General features: G+C 58.5%; 21 protein-coding genes. 5 read left to right on the top strand and 16 right to left on the bottom strand.

Annotation, left to right across the window (positions count from 1 at the left end):
* Nucleotides 1-77: 77 nt before the first annotated feature.
* The 9 genes from H7C18_RS09720 to H7C18_RS09680 form a co-directional block, all read right to left on the bottom strand.
* On the bottom strand, nucleotides 78-470 hold the full coding sequence (locus H7C18_RS09720) for a LytTR family transcriptional regulator DNA-binding domain-containing protein (protein ID WP_185128817.1): 393 nt from the start codon (nucleotides 468-470) through the stop codon (nucleotides 78-80).
* 18 nt (nucleotides 471-488) lie between these two features.
* A complete protein-coding gene (locus tag H7C18_RS09715) occupies nucleotides 489-614 on the bottom strand; it encodes a cyclic lactone autoinducer peptide (protein ID WP_185128816.1) in 126 nt (41 codons plus the stop codon).
* Nucleotides 611-1141, bottom strand: coding sequence for an accessory gene regulator ArgB-like protein (locus H7C18_RS09710; RefSeq protein WP_185128815.1), 531 nt, complete (start codon nucleotides 1139-1141; stop codon nucleotides 611-613). The genes H7C18_RS09715 and H7C18_RS09710 overlap by 4 nt, the downstream gene beginning before the upstream one ends.
* Nucleotide 1142: 1 nt before the next feature.
* The gene (locus tag H7C18_RS09705) at nucleotides 1143-1694 is read right to left on the bottom strand and encodes a hypothetical protein (RefSeq protein ID WP_185128814.1); all 552 of its coding nucleotides are present in this window, start codon (nucleotides 1692-1694) and stop codon (nucleotides 1143-1145) included.
* A gap of 330 nt (nucleotides 1695-2024) precedes the next feature.
* Nucleotides 2025-3191, bottom strand: coding sequence for a DNA sulfur modification protein DndB (locus tag H7C18_RS09700; protein ID WP_185128813.1), 1167 nt, complete (start codon nucleotides 3189-3191; stop codon nucleotides 2025-2027).
* Nucleotides 3188-4330: a DNA sulfur modification protein DndB gene (locus H7C18_RS09695; protein WP_185128812.1), complete on the bottom strand. Its 1143-nt coding sequence runs from the start codon at nucleotides 4328-4330 to the stop codon at nucleotides 3188-3190. Before H7C18_RS09695 ends, H7C18_RS09700 begins: the two co-directional genes overlap by 4 nt.
* Before the next feature lie 273 nt (nucleotides 4331-4603).
* Entirely contained in the window at nucleotides 4604-5110 is a 507-nt protein-coding gene (locus H7C18_RS09690) for a hypothetical protein (protein ID WP_185128811.1), read from the bottom strand.
* A 19-nt stretch (nucleotides 5111-5129) separates the two neighbouring features.
* Nucleotides 5130-6971 carry an S-layer homology domain-containing protein gene (locus H7C18_RS09685; RefSeq protein WP_185128810.1) on the bottom strand — a complete coding sequence of 614 codons (1842 nt, stop codon included), beginning with the start codon at nucleotides 6969-6971 and terminating at the stop codon, nucleotides 5130-5132.
* Between the two features lie 178 nt (nucleotides 6972-7149).
* Complete coding sequence (locus tag H7C18_RS09680) at nucleotides 7150-9045, bottom strand: PrkA family serine protein kinase (protein WP_185128809.1); 1896 nt, start codon at nucleotides 9043-9045, stop codon at nucleotides 7150-7152.
* Between the two features lie 218 nt (nucleotides 9046-9263).
* Between H7C18_RS09680 and H7C18_RS09675 the strand changes: the two genes are divergently transcribed.
* Nucleotides 9264-10184: a DUF2161 family putative PD-(D/E)XK-type phosphodiesterase gene (locus tag H7C18_RS09675; protein WP_185128808.1), complete on the top strand. Its 921-nt coding sequence runs from the start codon at nucleotides 9264-9266 to the stop codon at nucleotides 10182-10184.
* A 32-nt stretch (nucleotides 10185-10216) separates the two neighbouring features.
* Nucleotides 10217-10522 (top strand): Rieske (2Fe-2S) protein, encoded by a 306-nt coding sequence (locus H7C18_RS09670; RefSeq protein ID WP_185128807.1) that lies wholly within the window; start codon nucleotides 10217-10219, stop codon nucleotides 10520-10522.
* 17 nt (nucleotides 10523-10539) lie between these two features.
* Here the strand turns inward: H7C18_RS09670 and H7C18_RS09665 are convergent, their stop codons facing one another.
* From H7C18_RS09665 to serC, 4 genes are all read right to left on the bottom strand, one after another.
* On the bottom strand, nucleotides 10540-11718 hold the full coding sequence (locus H7C18_RS09665; RefSeq protein ID WP_185128806.1) for an aminotransferase class I/II-fold pyridoxal phosphate-dependent enzyme: 1179 nt from the start codon (nucleotides 11716-11718) through the stop codon (nucleotides 10540-10542).
* A gap of 357 nt (nucleotides 11719-12075) precedes the next feature.
* A complete protein-coding gene (locus H7C18_RS09660; protein WP_185128805.1) occupies nucleotides 12076-12321 on the bottom strand; it encodes an AbrB/MazE/SpoVT family DNA-binding domain-containing protein in 246 nt (81 codons plus the stop codon).
* A gap of 180 nt (nucleotides 12322-12501) precedes the next feature.
* Entirely contained in the window at nucleotides 12502-12969 is a 468-nt protein-coding gene (gene trmL / locus H7C18_RS09655) for a tRNA (uridine(34)/cytosine(34)/5-carboxymethylaminomethyluridine(34)-2'-O)-methyltransferase TrmL (RefSeq protein ID WP_185128804.1), read from the bottom strand.
* A 101-nt stretch (nucleotides 12970-13070) separates the two neighbouring features.
* Complete coding sequence (gene serC / locus H7C18_RS09650; RefSeq protein ID WP_185128803.1) at nucleotides 13071-14159, bottom strand: 3-phosphoserine/phosphohydroxythreonine transaminase; 1089 nt, start codon at nucleotides 14157-14159, stop codon at nucleotides 13071-13073.
* 129 nt (nucleotides 14160-14288) lie between these two features.
* Between serC and thpR the strand changes: the two genes are divergently transcribed.
* Complete coding sequence (gene thpR, locus H7C18_RS09645; RefSeq protein ID WP_185128802.1) at nucleotides 14289-14951, top strand: RNA 2',3'-cyclic phosphodiesterase; 663 nt, start codon at nucleotides 14289-14291, stop codon at nucleotides 14949-14951.
* A 128-nt stretch (nucleotides 14952-15079) separates the two neighbouring features.
* Here thpR and glnA read toward each other — a convergent pair whose 3' ends face one another.
* Nucleotides 15080-16504, bottom strand: coding sequence for a type I glutamate--ammonia ligase (gene glnA / locus H7C18_RS09640; RefSeq protein ID WP_185128801.1), 1425 nt, complete (start codon nucleotides 16502-16504; stop codon nucleotides 15080-15082).
* A gap of 411 nt (nucleotides 16505-16915) precedes the next feature.
* On the bottom strand, nucleotides 16916-17947 hold the full coding sequence (locus tag H7C18_RS09635) for an LLM class flavin-dependent oxidoreductase (protein WP_185128800.1): 1032 nt from the start codon (nucleotides 17945-17947) through the stop codon (nucleotides 16916-16918).
* A gap of 125 nt (nucleotides 17948-18072) precedes the next feature.
* On the opposite strand from H7C18_RS09635, the gene H7C18_RS09630 reads away from it, so the two are divergent.
* Both H7C18_RS09630 and H7C18_RS09625 read left to right on the top strand, forming a co-directional pair.
* Nucleotides 18073-18498 (top strand): hypothetical protein, encoded by a 426-nt coding sequence (locus H7C18_RS09630; RefSeq protein WP_185128799.1) that lies wholly within the window; start codon nucleotides 18073-18075, stop codon nucleotides 18496-18498.
* A complete protein-coding gene (locus tag H7C18_RS09625) occupies nucleotides 18495-18818 on the top strand; it encodes a winged helix-turn-helix domain-containing protein (protein WP_185128798.1) in 324 nt (107 codons plus the stop codon). Before H7C18_RS09630 ends, H7C18_RS09625 begins: the two co-directional genes overlap by 4 nt.
* A gap of 96 nt (nucleotides 18819-18914) precedes the next feature.
* On the opposite strand, the gene aroF is transcribed toward H7C18_RS09625, so the two are convergent.
* Complete coding sequence (gene aroF, locus H7C18_RS09620) at nucleotides 18915-19976, bottom strand: 3-deoxy-7-phosphoheptulonate synthase (RefSeq protein WP_185128797.1); 1062 nt, start codon at nucleotides 19974-19976, stop codon at nucleotides 18915-18917.
* Nucleotides 19977-20066 lie beyond the last annotated feature (90 nt).

The following is a 20066-nucleotide window of genomic DNA, read 5'->3' as shown; positions in this document are numbered from 1 at the left end:
GACCTAATAATACGAAAAGCCGCCCCCGGTTCGAAGAATCCGGGGGACGGCTTGACGCGCGGGACACGGCGACCCGGCTATGCCTTGCTACGTTTCCAGAACAGGGGCTTCTGCGAGGCCGAGTAGGAGGACTCCTGCTCCCGGACCAGGTGCATTACTTTGTGCATGTTGGCTTCGGAGACCGTGGCGAAGAAACTGTCCTTGTCCCACGATTCTTCGAAATAGACTTTACGGCTTTTGTTATCAAACGCCTTGGCGTGGTTCATGTTGACCAAATTGCCGCGATCGAGCCGCTCGAATCCGGCGTCTCCCAGGAGGGCCTGAAATTCCTCCAGCGTCGTCGGATAATAGAACACTCCGCGCTTCGTGTGGAATTCCGGACCGCTCGAAGTCGGCCGGATGGCCAGGACCTCGTCGATCGCTACCTCAATCGGCTCTCCATTCCCATCCAATAAGCGGAAGAAAGACATTTCGCTCCCTCCGTTTCTTTACGCGCGCTTCAATTCGGCCGGAATTTCCGGACGGTGCAGGATCCAGAAGCATGCCGTGCTGACGAATACAACGGCAACGACGCCGAGCAGCTTGGCGACGCCTACGACCATTTGTTTCTTCATGCGGATTCGCCTCCTTCCTGTTTAAATAAAAGCAGAATGGACTGAAATATGGTAAGGATAGCGAGCGTCGGATCTTGAAGCCAGAAGTTCGCGCAGACAATCGCCACCGAAACCAACTTAAGGATAGGAAAATACTTCTCCGGAATTTGCGCAAATCCTTTAATGTTTGACGGAGAAAATACGAGCATCATGACAACATTGACGATATTGGCAATCAGAACCCAATGGTCCCCCAGCGGAATGAACGGAGCCGCCAACATCAGAAGAACGGACAGCACCGTGCACAACGAGGACGATTGAATATGGTAGCCTCCGGAGAAGAAGCGAAGCAGCATAAAATAGCCCATTCCGTACATCGTGACGAGCGGCTTGCCGGTGACCCAGCTCAGAATGAAGACGATGAGAACGGTCGCCAGCGTATGCAGGATCGTAATGAGCGAAAACTTCATTACTTCGATGCTCGGCGTCTGCTCGGCGTCCACTTTCTTGATGGACGTCGCAATGGACAAGGCCAATCGCTCAATCATCTTAACCGTCCTTTCGAATGGAAAAATAAATCAATATGATCAGAACGACAAGAATCGCAACCATCGCCGTCAGCAAGTCGCTCGGAATCTCGTACGATGCGATATAAACCACGTTGACGCCGATCAGGATAATAAGCCCGATCGCCATGAAGACGACAAACAGCTTGTTGCCGCGAAAGCTGTCTTTGTAAAACCGGCTGTGAGATTGAATGTAGCTGAAGCCGCCTTTGGTGTAGTAGATGAACGCAGAGATCAGACAGATGGCCATGAAGGTCATCCCCTGTACCGAATATCCGTTGCGCGTGTACGGTTCGATCTCTTTGAAGACGCCGTAGTGAATCAGCGTCGAATACAGCACCCACTGGACGAAAGCTTGTACGACGTACCCGATCGCGACCATGATGAAGGCGTGGAACAACCGCAATCTTAAGATGATGGTGATCAGGAAGAACAGAATGATGATGTTGACCAGAGGAGAAATGTCTTGCAAGGATTCGGTCTGAACCGTGTTGGAGACGAACGCCAGAATGAGCGCGCCTAGAACAAACTTCAAGATATTTTCTTTGACCGAGAAGCGAAACAGCACCATGACGAAAATGAAAAAGGATATGTATTCTAGCATTGAGGCTGCTATAAACATGATGAACGACATAAGATCCCCCGCACCTCATTATATCATAGTTCTATTTTACCAACGAAATGCGATTTTTCATATCTTTATTATTGATCGGATAGTCTCAAAACGTGAATTTTTATGCAAGAACGCTTGAAAGAAATGTTCATGGCTCTCTTTGCCGAATCTTCTAGGAGATCCTAGTACTTTCGGGGAAGCCAAAAAGCCGACCCCGGAAGACGGGATCGGCTTTTTGAACCGTCTGCATTTTCAGCCGGTCAGCGATTTCGCCTGCTCGTATCGCTCCTTCAAATATTGGATGACGATCGCGTGCTTGCGCATCGATTTTTCGTGGACGAGATTGATTTTGCCGTTGTCCAGACGGCCCAACGCCTCGGCCAGGTCCTCGTTGTCGTGGGTCCAGTCGATGTCGCGAAGCGCTTGCAGGCAGTTGGTCCAGTCGCGGCGGTACCCTTTGTCGCCGACCAGATATTCGTGCGCGAACAGGGCGATCGCTTCCTGGACGACGCGGCTGGCGGACAAATATTCGGAGAGTCCGGGCTGGGCGGGCAAGCTCGGCAGCACCCCGTTCATGAACTGGTGCAGAATCTCGACGTGCGTCGTCGGATCCTTGCGGATACGCCGGGTAAGCTCGTAGGACGGCTGCATCGTACCGGAATAGAGCAGGGAAGCGATCGAGTGCAGCCAGCTGTAGCAAGTGAAATTTTTGTTGAACGCGGTCAGGTTGTTGCGGCTCTCGATCCCGGCCGTCCTCAGCAACTCGTTGTTCGCCGCGACTTGCTGCAGTACCGTATTGAGCGGATCGCTGCCGTCGAAAGCGTGGCCGAGCTCCTTGCTGACCAGCTGCACCTTGGAATTGATGTCCCCGAACAGCTGCCGCTCTTCTTCTTCGCTGAGGCCCACGTACATCTGCACGGACAGCTCGCTCTCCAGCAGGTCGAGCCTTCTCGCCTCCAGTTGGCTCAGGATGCCTTCCGTTTGCTCCAGCATATCCTTGACCCAGGCGTCATCCGGGAATTGCCGGTCCTTGAGCTTCAGTCTCCGGAGCTCCCGCTCGTATTTGCGGGTCTCCTTCTGGAGCTGTTCGTTCGTATAGCCGAGCGCCATAATCCGGTGCTGGCCGTCCAGAATGCTCAGCTTCGATCCGTGAAGGAGAATAAAGTGATCGTCCTCCTTCATGAGCGAGCCCACGTCCCGCAGCGACAGCGTCACCGGTCCGAAGAAGACGTGATCGAGCTCGCGTTCCTGCAGGTACTTCGCGATCTTGCGCTGCTGGCCGCTGCTCAGCTTGCGCTGAACGAACGGATCGATTCCCGTGTAATTGAGCAGATCATGAACCCGCAGCGATACGGTCGCAAGGCCGTATTTTCCGCAATACGGGTGAATCGCCATCTTCAGCTTCAAGCCTTCCGTCATCCGGCATCGTCCTCCCGATCGGTAATAAGAAAGAGATGCTGCTCGTCAAAAAAGGCTCGAATATGCTGATAAGCTTTCATGATTCGGCTTCTTCGCGGCAACCGGTCTTTCTCGTCGTTCTTGTAGATCTCGTTCCAATCCAGATGGGGCAATATCTTCGTCGCGTAGACAAGCGTATATCGGTTGAACTGCTGGGTCTTGAACGCTTCCTGGTGCAGGAACAGCGCGAGCGCGATCTGGATGTTCTCCGACCAGACCAGCTCTCCGGGAGCCGGCTCCGGCAGACGCTCGAGCAAGTTCTCGAAGTAGAAAGCCGCCTGGTCCAGCTGCTCCTGAAGGTCCCGCTCCGTGAAATAATAGCCGTTATGCCGCGCCGCCGACTTCAGGCGTCCTTCGAACAGCCCGACGAGCAGTTCGATCAGGAGAGAATACGAGAACAGGTAATCCTGACCTCTTCCCCGCTCGGAATAGATATCGGTCGGCAGACGCTTCATCACCGGGTATTCCTTGACGAGCCGGCTCGCCATCACATGATAGTAACGCCGCTGCTCCCGCAGCATCGCCAGGTTCCCGCCGATCTTGCGGGGAAGCTTGTTGATGTCCGAGAACAGCTGGCGCTCCTGCCTGGCGCTGATGTCCAGGTAAATCATGACGGACATCGGAAATTCGTAAAGCTTGCGCAGCTTGGCGGTAATCTCGTCGGCTCTCTCGTATTCCCTGCGGTCCTTCGCCCGGGCCAAATTGCCTTGCAGCGTCTCCATGACCCGCTTGAACGCCTCCAGCCGGTGCTGCCCGTCGACGACGTAGCACTTCTCCATCGGCTGGAGCCGGTAGACGCCGCGTTCCGGATCGAACACGCCGGCGCCTCTCGCGGACAAAATAATGCCCGGGAAATAAATGTTCTGGCCGTGATCCAAATACAGCAGCAGGTAATCGACCAGCTGGGACACGTTCCTCGGGATGAGCTGCCGCTGAACTTCAAGGTCGATCTCGTAGATGGAGAACAACCGATTCATCGGGATGGTGGCGGAGAACGTGTCCTGGCTGAACGTCCGCGACCGTTGACCCGCGACTTCTACATACGATCCGCTGTCCGCATGATCGGCCAGCAGGTCCGATAAAGAAAGCACCGGTTCCATATCTTACCTCCACATTTACTTTTACTTACAGAATATAAGGATTTACGGTTCTTTGCAAACGCAAACAATCCAGGAACGAAAGAAAAGTCCGCTTGCCTTTCTTTCCGGAGAACACAAACGGAATATACGGCCATCTCCATATTATACGCTGAAAACGCTTTAACAGTCATTAGAGTCGTTTCAGGAATAAGCAAAAACTCCCCTTACGGCAGCAGGATTCCCTGTCTGCGATAAGAGGAGCTCACGGTTAACCTGTCTGCTTCGCCAATTGGATCACATAGGCTCTTCAACGGCAAAGGCTTCGATTTTGTACTGCCCCGCCGTTAGGAATTTAACGCCGAAATGCAAATCATCCGTATCGGTGATCGACCGCCCCCTGGAGTAAATATGCAGTTTGTTGTCCAAACCGCTGATATTGCCGTCGATCTCGTCTGCCGGAGTCACGGAATCATCTTCAAGCACGGCATCGGTTTCGCTAATAGCCGTGCCGTCGGTCCGCGAGATCACGAAGAGCACTTGATAATCATATGGACGGGAGACGGTGGCCTTCATGTTTAGGTCCTTAACCTCGCCGGTGCCGGCCGTAATCTCCGGGAGCTCCGCGCTCGGCAGCACGCCTACGCCATCGGTCCATTGCAGCGTGAAATTGGACGTCACGTTAAACGTGGCGGTCAGCGTATTCGACAAGGGGGTGATATTCCGTTCGGCGTAAGCGGGCGCGGCTGCCGTAAGGATGGCGGTGGACAAAAGCAGGACTTTGGCGAACTTGGGTACTCTCATGGTGCGAACTCTCCTTTTTCTATTGAGGATTATATTGGATTGCCGTCACTTGGGCCGTATACGTACCCGCCTCGTCGAATGCGACTCCGACGGATAACGTCTCCGGAGCGGCGACGGCATGGCTCCCTGTATAACTTAAAATCCAGTAGCTTCCGGTTCTGGATGCATGCATGCTGCCGACATCCGACAGTTGAACCTCGGACGTGCGATTGACGCCGCTTCCGTCAAACCATTGCAGCTGGTAAGCGACATCGGAGACGGACGCCGTAAGATCGGTATCCGGCGCCGCCGAGAAGGCGAAAGTCGCCGTCTGTCCGGCAACCGCGCTCACCGTCTGATAGGCCGGGCTTAAGCTCAGCTTCAGCGGGAATCGGACGTCGATCTTCAGCTCCGCCGCAGCAGAAAGGCCTTCGACCGCGCCGCTGAAAGAGTAGACGGCCGGCGCGGACAACCGCACTTCCCCGTTTCGGATCTCGACGCCTTCCGGCGGCGTCCAAACGACGCTCTTGTCAACGGAAGTCCCGTTGGACATGCGGACCGATACCTGGTCGGGCAGCTTGTAGGAGCCGCCTACGGGCTGAACGGTCCCGATCGGAACGGCGTACAGCATTACGGGCTGGCTCGAAGACGATCCGCCCGTCGCGGGCTGTTCGGGCGGCTGTCCGTTGATCAGCCGAACCTTGCCCCTATTGACGCCATAGTCCTTGACGAGAGCCGGAACGAGCAGCTTGTCCGGAACGACGATATCGTCGATGGCGCCTTCATCCTGAAGCACCACCTGCGTACCCTCGACCGCCTCGTCCGGAATGCGGAGGGACGCGACCTTCGAATCGCCGCTAAGCGTCAGACGAGCCGCCGTTCCCAGCTCGAGCGTTCCGATTCCGACATTCTCGAACGCAAGCGACGATTTGGCGTCGCCCTGAACGACGACGCTGCCGTCGACGTGAAGATTCTTGAGCGTCAGATTGTCGCCGAGAATCTTGAGATTGCCGGCGATACGAAGCTGTCCGCCGTCCAGCTCCAGGTCGTGCTTGGAAGCCGGAATGGTCATATCCACAATCTGCTCGATGCGATAATCGTCGCCAAGCTTCACTTTGATCGTTGCGCCGTTCAGCAGCTCCGCGTTCGCGGATCCGAGCAGACTCTTCAATTCGTCGGTCATGGGATACTCGAACGCTCCCAGCCGCACCTTGTCCGTTCCGACGACGGTCAGAACCGCTTCCTTGTCCGCAGGGCCGCCGAGCGCCTGCATCAGACGCGTCAGGATGACCGCGACCTCTTGGCGTTCGGTCGGCTTGGACAGGTCCAGCGTGCTTCCGTCTCCTTGAAGCAGCCCGAGCTCGACGGACGCCTCCACCTTCTGGCGATTCGCCGGATCCACCTCGCCGGCATCCATCTCCGGGAGCGTCGTTTGACCGCTGCCCTGCGCTCCCGTCGCCTGCGCGAAGATCGACACCAGTTCCTCTCTCGTCACCGGTTCGAGCGGCCGGAACGGCTCCGACGGATCCCCCATCAAGCCGAGATTCCTTACGGCTTGAACGCTGGCGTAGGACCATGAAGCCGGGCTCATGTCGGAGGGACCGGCCAGACCCGACGGAATCGCCGGAAGCTTCAGCGCCCGGGCGAGCAGCGCGGCGACTTCCTGGCGGGTAACGAGCTTGTGCGGTTGATAGCTTTGATTAACGTAACCCTGGGTGATGCCCCGCTCGTTCAAGAACCGGATCGAATCGAGCGCCCACTTCGACGCCGTATCCAAATCATGGTACGAGGCCGAAGCGGCTTGCGCATGAGCGGCCAGCGGATAACCCGAACCCAGCAAGGTTATGCCGATGGTCGCGCCTAACAGCCATTTTCTGTTCACCTTAACCCTCCCGTTGCCCTCTCGTTGTCTGATTTTGTCATTTTTCGTTGAACAAGCACGTTCAGTCTACCAAGCCCCGCTTAACAATTTCTTAACAATACATGCCAAAAGAACAAGCCGGCGCCATCCTTCCGAAGAAGGACGACGCCGGCCTTGAAGTAGACGGGCCAGTCTTCCGTTACCGGTTAAGCAGACTCCCCACGTACCGCAGCAGCTCGTTGGCGCAGACGGGGCAGTAGCCGTGCTCGTCGATCAGGCGCTTGCTCACCTCGTTGATGCGCTTGAGTTGGTTCTCGTCGGGCGTCTTGGTCGAAGTGGTGATCTTGACGATGTCTTTCAGGTCGGCGAACAGCTTCTTCTCGATCGCCTCGCGCAGCCGCTCGTGGGTGCTGTGTTCGAACTTCTTGCCTTTGCGCGAATAGGCGGACATGCGGATCAGAATTTCCTCGCGGAACGCTTTCTTCGCGTTCTCGGACACGCCGATCTGCTCCTCGATGGACCGCATCAGCCGCTCGTCCGGGTCCATCTCTTCCCCGGTCAGCGGGTCCCGGATTTTCGCCCAGTTGCAGTAAGCCTCGATGTTGTCCAGATAATTCTCGAACAGCGTGCGCGCCGATTCCTCGAACGAGTAGACGAACGCCTTCTGCACTTCCTTTTTCGCCAGGCTGTCGTATTCCTTTCTCGCCACCGAGATGAAGTTTAAGTACTTTTCTCTCTCTTCCTTCGTAATCGAAGGATGCTGGTCGAGGCCGTCCTTGAGCGCCCGCAGCACGTCTAGCGCATTGATGCAGGGGAGATCGTGCTTGATCAGCGCGCTCGAGATACGGTTGATGACATAGCGCGGATCGATGCCGGACATGCCTTCGTCCGCATATTCGTTCTGAATTTCCTTCAGATCGGCCTCCTTGAACCCTTCCACCTCTTCGCCGTCGTACAGCCTCATCTTTTTGACCAGGTCCATGCCCTGCTTCTTCGAGTCTTTCAACCTCGTGAGGATGGAAAAGATGGCGGCGGCTCTCAGCGCATGCGGAGCGATGTGGATGTGGCTCATGTCCGACTGGCCGATCAGCTTGGCGTAAATCTTCTCCTCGTCGTTCACCCGCAAGTTGTACGGCACCGGCATGACGATCATGCGCGACTGAAGCGCTTCGTTCTTCTTGTTGGAGATGAACGCGCGATACTCCGACTCGTTCGTATGGGCGACGATCAGCTCGTCGGCGCTGATGAGCGCGAAGCGGCCGGCCTTGAAGTTGCCTTCCTGGGTCAGCGACAGCAGATTCCAGAGGAACTTCTCGTCGCACTTGAGCATTTCCTGGAACTCCATGAGGCCGCGATTGGCCTTGTTCAGCTCGCCGTCGAACCGATACGCGCGCGGGTCGGATTCGGAGCCGTATTCGGTGATCGTCGAGAAGTCGATGCTCCCCGTCAAGTCGGCGATATCCTGCGACTTCGGATCGGACGGGCTGAAGGTCCCGATGCCGATGCGGTTCTCTTCCGACAGGAATACGCGCTCCACCGGCACGCTCTCGATATCCCCGCCGAATTCGGTCCGCAGCCTCATCTGGCAGGAAGGGCACAGGTTGCCTTCGATGCGGACGCCGAGCTCCTTCTCGAACTCGGATCGAAGCTCGTTCGGAACGAGGTGCAGCGGATCCTCGTGCATCGGGCAGCCTTTGATCGCATAGACCGCTCCCCTGTATGTCCGCGCATACTGCTCCAGCCCCCGCTTGAGCATGGTCACGATCGTCGATTTGCCGCCGCTCACGGGTCCCATCAGCAGCAGGATCCGTTTGCGAACGTCCAGCCGGCGCGCCGCGGAATGGAAGTATTCTTCCACGAGCTTCTCCATCGTGCGGTCCAGCCCGTAAATCTCTTTCTCGAAAAATTTGTATCTTCGGTGGCCGCCCGCCTCCTCTACACCGTGCGATACGATCATATCGTATACCCTGGCGTGAGCTGTCATCGCCGGAGCCGGATCGCGGCGCAGCAAGTCGATGTAATCCCGAAAAGTTCCAGACCATGTCAGCTTTTCACTCTCGGTCCGATGCTCCGCGAGACGTCTGAATAGATCCATTGCCGCTACCTCCCTCACCTAGTCCATTCCCGCTTGCGAAACGTATTACATAACTATGCGATAGAAGGGACGAAATTGCTCCGAAAAGGCGATGAAAACGGCACAAGTTGTCCCGGCGGGCGGAAAAACCGCGCCACGCTTACGAAAAAAGCTTAACATGAGATATAATTCAGATAGAGTAACGCAGAATGCGATTGGTATAAAATGGAGGAATCAGCGTGGCCGTCAAGCTGGAGACCGATCTGTACCCGCCCGTTAAAGCCTTCTTCGCGAATCGGGGCTACGAAGTCAAAGCGGAGGTGCGCGGCTGCGACCTGGTGGCGGTACGCCCCGGAGAGGACGAGCCGGTTATCGTCGAGATGAAAAAGACGTTTACGCTTCCGCTCCTTCTGCAGGGCGTGGATCGGCAGCGGACCGGCGCGGACGTCTGGCTGGCGGTCGAGCGCAACCGCACGAAGAAAGGAGCGCACAACCAGCGCTTCGCGGAGCTGTCGGCGCTGTGCGGCCGGCTCGGCCTGGGCTTTATGACCGTCACCTTCTTCAAGACGAAGGAGCCGGTCATTGAAGTGTGGCGCGAGCCCGGGCCCGGGGCCAGAGCTTACGCGCTGCGCGGCGGCCCGGGAAGCGCCCGCGCCGGCGCCTCGGCCGCAGCGGGCGAGGCCGGAGCGGAAGCGGCCGTTCGCGTCGCCGAGGAGGCGTTCGCCGCCGGGTACGCCGCTTCGGCGGGCGGGCGCAAGCGGGCGGGCGCGAAGCCGCTGCTGAAGGAATTCGCCGGGCGAAGCGGCGATTACAACGTCGGCGGCAGCCTGCGGCGCAAGCTGGTAACCGCCTATCGCGAGCGGGCGATCCAGTGCGCGCTCGCGCTCGCTTGCCGCGGGGCGCTCGCGCCGCGGGACATTCGGGCGCTCACCGGCTGCCCGAATCCGGGTTCGGTTCTGCGCGACAACCATTACAGCTGGTTCCGCAAGCGGGGGCGGGGCGTCTACGAGCTGACCCGCGAAGGAGAGGCGGCGCTGCGCGAGTTCGGCGAAGTCGCGTCGGTATGGGCAGCCAAATTCGAATGGGCCGCCGATTGGCTGGCCGCACGGGCTTCCGGGTCTGCGGCGGCGGAGACCGGGGCGGCGGCCGAACGAAAATGACGATCCGTCATCCGAAGGGAGAACTCATCGACATGAGCGAAGATCATCTTATCGGTCCGGCGGATGAATACGCCAAGCTGCCGGCGGAAGTGGAAGTGGACGGCACGCCCTACTGGCTTGTCCGTAAAGGGGAAAAAGGATACGGCTTGCTGATGGCGATTTGCCCGCATGCGGGCGGGGACGTCCGCAAGATCGACGGCATGTTTTTTTGCCCGCTTCACTTCTGGACGTTCGACGAGAACGACGGCAGCTGTCTCAACATGGCCGACGAACGTCTGATGCGAAGGAATGTGGAGAACCGGAACGGCGTTCTCTATGCCATCGGTTCTCCTTATTAAAAAGGATCGGCAAGCCCTTACCTTGCCGAACGGCCGAGAAACCCGGCCATCGCTTCTCCGAGACGATGAACGCCCATGCGAATCTCCCGTTCTTCCGAATGGACGACGGTCATCCGAATGCGGAAGCGGTTCGGTTCGGTCGCATAGAAATCGCCGCCCGGCTGGAACAACAGCCCCTCCCGCCATGCCGCCCGAAGCAGCGCGTCCCCGTCGAGTCCCTCCGGCAGGCTCAGCCACAGATGCATGCCGGCTTCCGGCTCCCGCCAATTTAGCCCGGGCAATCGCGAATTCCCGAGAAGCTCGCAGAGCAGACCGATTCTCGCCTGGCAGACGAATCGCATCATCTCGACGAGCGGCTCCGCCCCGCGCTCTTCCATCAGCGCCAGCAGGGCGCGCTGTTCCGCCTCGGACGGCGTCAGCGCCGGGGAAGGCGCCTCGGTGCCCTCGGCCGCATCCGCATGCGCTCCTGCCAGCACGGCTCGCGTCGACTTCGCGTCGCCCGACGCCGCTAGCCAGCCGAGCCTCGTTCCGGCGATCGTGCCCGGCGGAAGTTCCCCGACCGTAAACACCGTTCCTCCCGCATCGTTCCTTTCGCGCGAGACGGCTTCCGTCCCCTTCGTTGCATCGAAGTTCAGCATCCCTTGGCGTTCATCCAGCAGCACCGCCACGCCGGCTTCCCGGCAGCTCGCTAGCAGCGCTTCCCGCCGCTCGCTGCTCCACGTCCGGCCTTGCGGATCGGTGCCGGCCGGGGCCGCATAGACGAGACGGGGCCGCAAGCGGGCCAGCGCTTCCGACAAGTCGTCCGGCAGCATGCCCGCCTCGTCGCTCCGCACCGGGTACGGATTCGCCCCGGCTTTGCGGATCAGGCGGAGGGCGCTTCGGCCCGTCGGGTTCTCCGTCAGCACGGCATCCCCCGGCCGCAGCCAACCTCTCGCCACCCGCTCGATCGCCGCGTCCGCGCCGGCCGTCACCGCGAAGCCGCCCGAATCGGCCGCGCCGTCCCTCAGCCAACCGGCCGCGGCCATATGCTCGCCCAGCCGGCTTTGCGTCGTCGCCGCGCGTATGTGCCGTTCCGTCTTACCCGCGTCCGGCTCTCTGTCGCGTTCCGACGCCTCCGCCACCCGCTCTTCCCATTCCGTCTGCGCCATCAACCCTTCCCGCGGCCAGCCGCCCATCCAGTTGATCAACTCTCCCATCGGCGTCCCTCCCGTTCGGCCAGGGCCGAAAAACGATCGCGTTTCCGTTACCATTCTATGCGGCGCCGTCGCAACATTTTGCGTTTTCTTTTTGGGCGGGGTTGGTTATAATATAGGAAGTTAAGTGGAGGTGTGGGAAATGTTACTGGGAATGAGCGATAAATTTTGGATTGTCATTCTGGTATTCGCCATGATCCTGACCGCGATTCTGACCGCTGCTTATCAGGACGACAAGACCAAAGGAATGTAATCTCCGCACAAGAAAGCACCGGATCGATATCGCCGACGCTCAGCGTCATGCGTATCGTCCGGTGCCTTTTTGTCGTTTGGGCCGACTGCCCGAATTCCGGCCGGTCGTTACATCATGCCATGCATCTCGTTCATGCAAGTTGCGCAAACGTAACGATCCTTGAATTCGCCTACGTTCTCCATCGAAGAGCAGAAGACGCAGCGGGGCCGATAACGCTCCAAAATGATATGATCGCCCTGCACCAAAATTTCGACAGGATCTCCCTCATTCATCTGGTATCTCTTGCGCAGCGATTTCGGCAAGACGATACGGCCGAGCTGATCCACTTTTCGAACCACGCCAGCAGGTTTCAATGCCAGTTCCTCCCATTCGTTCCCGGTAATATCTAAGGGATAGCCGTCTGTAAACGTTACCTTGTCTACTTTTTCGCTAGTACCCCTTTTGATTCCTTCTTTCGACGAATTTTGCTTAAAATCGTACAAAAATTCGACAGATTTTGCGATTGTTTGCCAAAAAACGAGGTTGGCTCGGCTTCAGCCCTCCAACCCCGGGAAATCGTTCTGTCTCAGCGCCTCATACACGATGATGGCGACCGAGTTCGCCAGATTGAGCGAGCGAACCTTATCGGTCATCGGCATTCGCATCCCGGTGTCGGGATTGGCGTCCAACAGCTCCTGCGGCAGCCCTTTCGTCTCTTTGCCGAAGACGAAGAAATCTCCGTCCCGAAAAGCGAAATCGCTGTACCGCTTGCTTACCCGGGTGCTTGCGTAGAAGAACCGCGCCTCCGGGTATTTACCCAATACTTCCTCGAATGAATCATAATAATGAATCGTCACCGCGTACCAATAATCCAACCCGGCGCGCTTCAGCTCCCGGTCGTCGGTGGAGAAGCCGAGCGGCCTCACCAAGTGGAGATGCGCGCCCGTTGCCGCGCAGGTGCGGGCGATATTGCCCGTATTCGCGGGAATTTCCGGTTCGACCAGCACGATGTGAAAAGCCATTTTAAGACGGCTGCCTCCTTGCTCCATTCGATCTTGGAAGACAAACGCGCCGGATCGCGGTTCGCGGGCTTGTTCGCGAAACGGACCGGCGCGCTTCCCTATTAGCCGTGACGGCGTTGGAACTCGTTCATGAATCCGGCCAGCGCTTGAACGGAAGAGCGCGGAACGGCGTTGTAGATCGACGCCCGCAGGCCGCCGACGCTGCGGTGCCCTTTCAGTCCGACGAAGCCTTCCGCTTCCGATTCCTTCACGAACAGCTTCTCGAGCTCTTCGGACGGAAGGCGGAACGTCACGTTCATGATCGAGCGGCTTCCTTCCTGGGCGCAGCCGCGGAAGAAGCCGTTGCTTGCATCGATGGTGTCGTAAAGCAGCGACGCTTTCTCCAGGTTGATCTTCTCGACCGCAGCGGTGCCTCCCTGCGCTTTGACCCAATTCAGCACCAGGTTGGTCATGTAGATGGCGAAAGTCGGCGGCGTATTGTAAAGCGAATCGTTCTTCGCATGCGTACTGTAGCGCAGCATCGTCGGAACCGGCATCGAAGGCGTTCCGATCAGATCCTCCCGAATGACCGCGATGGTGACGCCGGAAGGTCCGAGGTTTTTTTGCGCGCCGGCATAGATCAGTCCGAATTGGGAAACGTTCAAAGGACGGCACAAAATATCGCTGGACATATCGCCGACGAGCGGAACCAAGCCGGTATCCGGATATTCGGCCCATTGCGTGCCCTCGATCGTCTCGTTCGAAGTCAGGTGCAGGTAGGCGGCTTCCGCCGGAACGTTCAGCTCCGACGCCGAAGGAATGCGCATGAACTTGTCCGCTTCGGAAGAAGCGGCGATCTGCGTCTCGCCGAACAGCTTGGCTTCCGAGATCGCCTTGGCCGCCCAGCTTCCCGTCGCCACATACGAAGCGACCTTGCCCGGCTGCAGCAGGTTCATCGGCACCATGGCGAACTGCGTGCTGGCTCCGCCTTGAAGGAACAATACTTTGTAGTTGTCCGGGATGCCCATCAGCTCGCGGAGCAGCTGTTCCGCTTCCTGGTGAACGCCTTCGTAAATCGCGCCGCGGTGAGACATCTCCATCAGAGACATGCCTGCGCCCTTGTACTCGACGAACTGCTCCTGCGCCTGCTCCAGCACTTCAAGCGGCAGCGCGGCCGGTCCGGCGTTGAAATTGAAAGCCCGATTGCCCATTAACGTTTCCCACCTTGTGCAAAAGTCATAATAAAGTTATCATATCAAAGCGCCGGGCCATCAAGCAACCGAAAGCGCGGCAAAAGATAGGCGAATTGATGATAATTCCGAACGAAGGATGGGGTACGATTGGATAATTTTCGTCTTTTTCTCGGCGTGGCGTTATCCGCCTCCGTCGGTGAACGGCTTGGCGATCTGGCCAAGCGGCTGGCCGACCGCCTTCCTTACCGTTCCTGGACCCATCCCGCCGATTACCATATTACCTTGCACTTTCTCGGCGATCTTCCGCCGGACCGCATTCCGGCCATACAGGCCGCCGCGCGGGAGGCGGCCGATCGGACCGCTCCGTTCGCGCTGGCGCTCGGCCGGCCGGGCACGTTCGGCCCGCCGGACGCTCCCCGCGTCCTCTGGTGCGGGCTGACGGAGCCGGCCGCCGTGGCTGCGGGCGGCAGTCAAGGCTGCGGCAGCGGCGATCACGGAGACGCTGCCGGGACGCTTCCCGCGCTCGCCGCGCTATACGCGGCGCTCGCGAAGCCGCTGGCCGCCTCCGGCTTCGCCCTGGAGGCGCGCCCTTACCGCGCGCACGTCACGCTCGCGCGCCGGGGCGGTCCGGGCGGCGGCCCCGACGCCGTGTCCGCCGCCTGGCATGACGCCGTCCAGGCGCTCGCGCCGCTGCCCGCGGACGCGCTCTCCTGGACGGCCGAGAGCTTCGCGCTCTTCCGCACGCATTTCGGCCGGCGTCCCGCCTATGAGCGGCTGGCCGAATTTCCGTTCGGCCTCCGCCAGCCTTAATAATCCTCGCCACGCACGTAAAATATCCCCACAAAGCGGGGACTCCAAAGCTTACAGATTCATTAAGGATAAAAAGCGGGCACGCTCCGGCAAAAGGAGCGTGCCCGCTTCATCATCCATAAGTGCGATTAGCAGTCGAAGTAGAGGCCGTACTCGTACGGATGTACGCGAATGGAGACGGCTTTCGCTTCGGAACGCTTGAAGGCCACGTAGTTCTCGATGAATTCCTTCGTGAAGACGCCGCCTTCGGTCAGGAATTCGTAATCGGCTTCCAGCGCGTCGAGCGCTTCGTCGAGCGTACCCGGAACGCTGCGGATTTCCTTCTTCTCTTCGTCGGACAGTTCGTAGATGTTCTTGTCGTACGGACCGTAGCCGAGAGCGGTCGGGTCGATCTTGCGCTTGATGCCGTCCAGGCCGGCCATCAGCATGGCGGCGAACGCCAGGTACGGGTTGGCCGTGGAGTCCGGCGTACGGAACTCGATGCGGCAGCCCTTCGGCGATACGGCAGCGATCGGAATCCGAACGGCAGCGGAACGGTTGCCCTTGGAGAAGACCAGGTTAACCGGCGCTTCGTAGCCCGGAACGAGACGCTTGAACGAGTTCGTGGACGGGTTCGTGATCGCGATCAGCGCCGGAGCATGGTACAGAATGCCGCCGATATAGTTCAGCGCCAGCTGGCTCAGGCTGCCATAGCCGTCCTTGTCATAGAACAGCGGCTGGCCTTCGTTGAAAATCGATTGGTGAACGTGCATCCCGCTGCCGTTGTCTCCGAAGAGCGGCTTCGGCATGAACGTCGCGACTTTGCCGTATTGGCGAGCCGTATTGTGCACGATGTATTTGTACTTCATCAGGTTGTCGCCGGTCTTGGTCAGCGTGTCGAAGCGGAAGTTGATCTCCGCTTGGCCGGCCGTCGCCACTTCATGGTGATGGCGCTCGACGCGGAGGCCGGACTCTTGCAGCAGGCGAACCATTTCGCTGCGGATGTCTTGCTGGGAGTCGACCGGCGCGACCGGAACGTATCCGCCCTTGACGCCCACTTTGAACGCCAGGTTGCCGCCTTCTTCCTTGCGGTTCGTGTTCCAAGCGGCTTCTTCGGAATCTACGAAGAAAGAGGAGGAGTTCATCGTGCTCTCGTAACGAACGTCGTCGAAGATGAAAAATTCGGATTCCGGAGCGAAGAACGCTGCCGTTCCGACGCCCGCGGATTGCAGATATTCTTCGGCCTTGTGGGCGATCGAGCGGGGGTCGCGCTCATAGCGCTGGCCGTCCGGCGTATGGATGTTGCTGATGACGATCAGGGTGGCATGAGCCGTGAACGGATCGACGTAAGCCGTCTCCGGGTCGGGCATCATGACCATATCGGACTCTTCGATGCCGCGGAAGCCCGGGATCGAAGAACCGTCGAATGCGACGCCGTTCTCGAACGTCTCTGCTTCGACTTCGCTGGCCGGGAGCGTGATATGGTGGCTGCGGCCGGCAAGGTCGGTAAAGCGGAAATCGACAAATTCGATATTTTTTTCCTTAATCAGTTCCAAAACTTGTTGAACGGACATCTTCGAATTTCCTCCCCATTTCCGAACAATTAGTTCGCAATTCGTGTTGATCGTTCAAGTTTTCACCCAACTCAATGATGCTATTATAATTCTCGGTATAGGGAGCGTCAATAGTTATGTCAGGTATTTTTTGTGGAAGTGTTAGCTATTCTCACACTTTCGAAAAAGGTTCACATTTCAGTATTGACGGGGCCTGCGCGGGATTTTGAAGGGCTCCGAGAGCGGGTTGATGCGCCCGAAGCGAATCCGTCTTCGCACACGCAAAGAAGCCTCCCGGCAGCCCGGCAAGCTTCCAATTGTAAACCCTTACATTTTTCCCGGCCTGTCAGCCTTCTCTTCGAGTCCGGGGGAAGGTTCGGATTTTCCGATCCCTTCTCCCGGAAACCGATCGCTCTTTCGGCATGTCGAATTTTAGCGAAAATGCCTCTCCGAACTGTTCGGGAATAAGGCGGCCAGCCACTGGTAGCTGCGAAGCCGCAGGCGGAAGTCCGACATGCCGCAAACGACGAGCACTTCTTCGGCGCCGTAGCTCTCGGCGAACGCTTCCAGCGCTTCGCGGACCCGCTGCGGCCCGCCGACGATCATCCGCTTCCGGTTTTTCGCGATGGACGCGCGCTCCCGCTCGGTATACGGACGGGCCGCCGCCTCTTCCGGAGTCGGGAACGGACGCCGGAACTCTCCCTTCTCGTTGGCCAGGAGGCGAAGATCCATCGCCATCGCTTCCCATTCCGCCTGCTCGTCGGTATCCGCGCAAAGAACGTACACGCACACGCTCACTTGCGGTCGGGAACCGAACGGCCCCGGACGATAATGCTTCCGATAATAGCGAACCGCATCCTGCCCTCCCTCCCCGTTGATGAAATGCGCGAACGAGAAGCCAGCTCCGAACTGAGCGGCCAAGGCGGCGCTAAAGCCGCTGGAGCCTAGCAGCCAAACTTCCGGGGCTGTCCCGACCCGCGGCGTCGCCTCCAGCTCGCGGTACGGATGGTCCGGACCGAGCGGCCTGCCGATCTCCAGATATGCCGCCAGCTCCTTCAGCAGCTCCGGCAAACGCTCGTCGCCCGATAAAGGCGCGCCGTTGCGCAGCGCCTGCGACACGAGATGAAGGCCGCCCGGCGCTCTCCCGATTCCCAGATCGACACGGCCAGGATATAATCCCTCCAGCACGCGAAAATTTTCCGCTACTTTATAAGGACTGTAATGCGGAAGCAGCACGCCGCCGGAGCCAATCCGGATTCGCGACGTATGCGCCCCGACGGCCGAGATCAGCACTTCCGGCGAGACGCCCGCCAGACTTCTGGCGTTATGATGCTCGGACACCCAAAAACGCGAGTATCCTAGCCGATCCGCCAACCGTGCCAGCTCGATCGTCCGCCTCAGGGCAGCCTCCGCGCTGCCGTCCGGACCGACCGGCGATTGGTCCAGCACCCCCAAGCTGAGCATAATCGTTCCCCTCCTCCTTCTCACTTTTATGCTTCGGGAGGCGCGGCGAGAATCGGAGAGCTTTTCACTTGAATCACAGTAAAGTAAATGATATCATTCAAGTAATTGAAGGAGGGGGAAGATGGATGATCCAAGATAAGGAACCGATCAATGCCCGGAACGCGCTTGCTGAAATCAAAAGACTGGAACGAAGAGTCAAGCTTGGAGGTCAGGGAACCGGATGGTTGTGGTTCGCGATGGGGGCCGCCATCGCGGCTTTCGGCGTGTTGGCTCCTCCCGTTACGACCGGTTGGCCGGCGAACGCCGCCGCGGCTGCCATTCCTGTTCTAGGCTTGATCACGCTGTTCTTCGCAGCGCGTCAGAGAGTCGTTAGTCAAGTCTATGGACGGCTTAAACTCCCCATTACCTGGATTTTTTGCGGATTGGTAGCGGCGGATGTGATGTTTCGCCTTTGGACGCAGCCGGATCGTCTTACCGTCTGGGTCGTCATTTTGGGGGTTCTGCCGGCCTTGCCGGCCTGGTATGGAGCTTGGCGGGTGTGGCGTTCATGAGCCCATCGGAGAATCATTTTCGGCATAGGCTGGATGAATTGATCCATGTACCGGTTCGGTTATCCATTATGGCCGCGCTGGCGCCGGCGGATCGGGTCGACTTTCGATTTTTGCGCGATGAGATTGAAGTCAGCGATTCTCTTCTGTCCAAGCATCTTAGTGTCCTTGAAGCGGCAGGATACGTCCAAGTCTTCAAGGGGTACGCGGGAAAACGGCCCAGAACCTGGCTTGCGATCACCGATGCCGGACGAGCTGCGTTTCAAGATTACGTTGAGGTCTTGCGTCTGATTGTCGAAGGAGGACCGTCGCGTGAAGAATAATGTCTGGCCGCGCTCGTCTTCCTTATCGGATGTTTACGATAAAAAAACGCCCGCCGGGTCGCAAGTCCCCGGGGGCGGTTCGTTTGAAGCGATCGATTATTTCACCCATGTCGCGAATGCTTCGGCGGGCTCCTTCGGCGTATCGAATTTCTTGCCGAGCAGCGGAGCGAGCTTCTCCAGATCCTTGAGCAGATTCGCGAATTGGTCCGGGAACAGCGATTGAACGCCGTCGCCCGTCGCGGAGTTGTCCGGATCGGTATGCATCTCGATGATCATGCCGTCGGCGCCGGCCGCCAAGGAAGCCTTCGTCATCGGTTCGACCAGCTCGCGTCGGCCCGTCGCATGGCTCGGGTCGGCGATCACCGGAAGGTGGGACAGAGTCTTGACGGCCGGAATCGCCGCGAGATCGAACGTATTGCGCGTGTAAGTCTCGAACGTGCGGATGCCGCGCTCGCAGAGCATGACGTTCGGGTTTCCGCCGGCGAGAATATACTCGGCCGCATTCAGCCACTCGTCATACGTGGAGCTGAAGCCCCGCTTCAGGAGCACCGGGTTCCGGATCGTGCCGAGCTTGCGCAGCAGGTCGAAGTTCTGCATGTTCCGCGTGCCGACCTGCATGATGTCCGCATATTCCGCGCACACGTCCACGTACTCCGGCGTCATGACCTCGGTAATCGTGACGAGGCCGTATTTGTCGCCGGCTTCCTTCATCCATTTCAAGCCTTCGACGCCGATGCCTTGGAAGCTGTAAGGACCCGTGCGCGGCTTGAACGCGCCGCCGCGAAGCACTTGGCCGCCTGCGGCCTTGACCAGCCGGGCGATCTCGTCGATCTGTTCGGGGGTCTCCACCGCGCAAGGTCCGCCCATGACGACCAGATTGTCGCCGCCGATCTTGACGCCCTTCACTTCGATGACCGTGTCGTCCGGATGGAAGTCGCGGCTGGCAAGCTTGTAGGACTTCGAAATTTTAATGACGTTCTCGACGCCGTTCATGGAACGGATATGTTCGGCCAGATGCGGGTCGGCCTTGCCGATAATGCCGATGACGGTACGATCGACGCCGCGCGAGACGTGCGCGCTCACGCCGCCCAGCTCGATCTGGCGGACGATCTCGGAGATCCGCTCTTCGGAAATGTTCGGGGATGTAATGACGATCATGATTCCACGCTCCTGAAACAAGATTTTAGCGCTTATACGCTTCGACGCTTATACGCTTTTAAGCTTTGACTCGTTAAAGTGATTATATCC

Origin of the sequence: Cohnella zeiphila (assembly GCF_014212055.1) — a bacterium.
GTDB classification, from domain to species: Bacteria; Bacillota; Bacilli; order Paenibacillales; family Paenibacillaceae; genus Cohnella; species Cohnella zeiphila.
The sequence above is the reverse complement of the archived record's forward strand: the minus strand, read 5'-3'. Positions and strand labels throughout refer to the sequence as shown.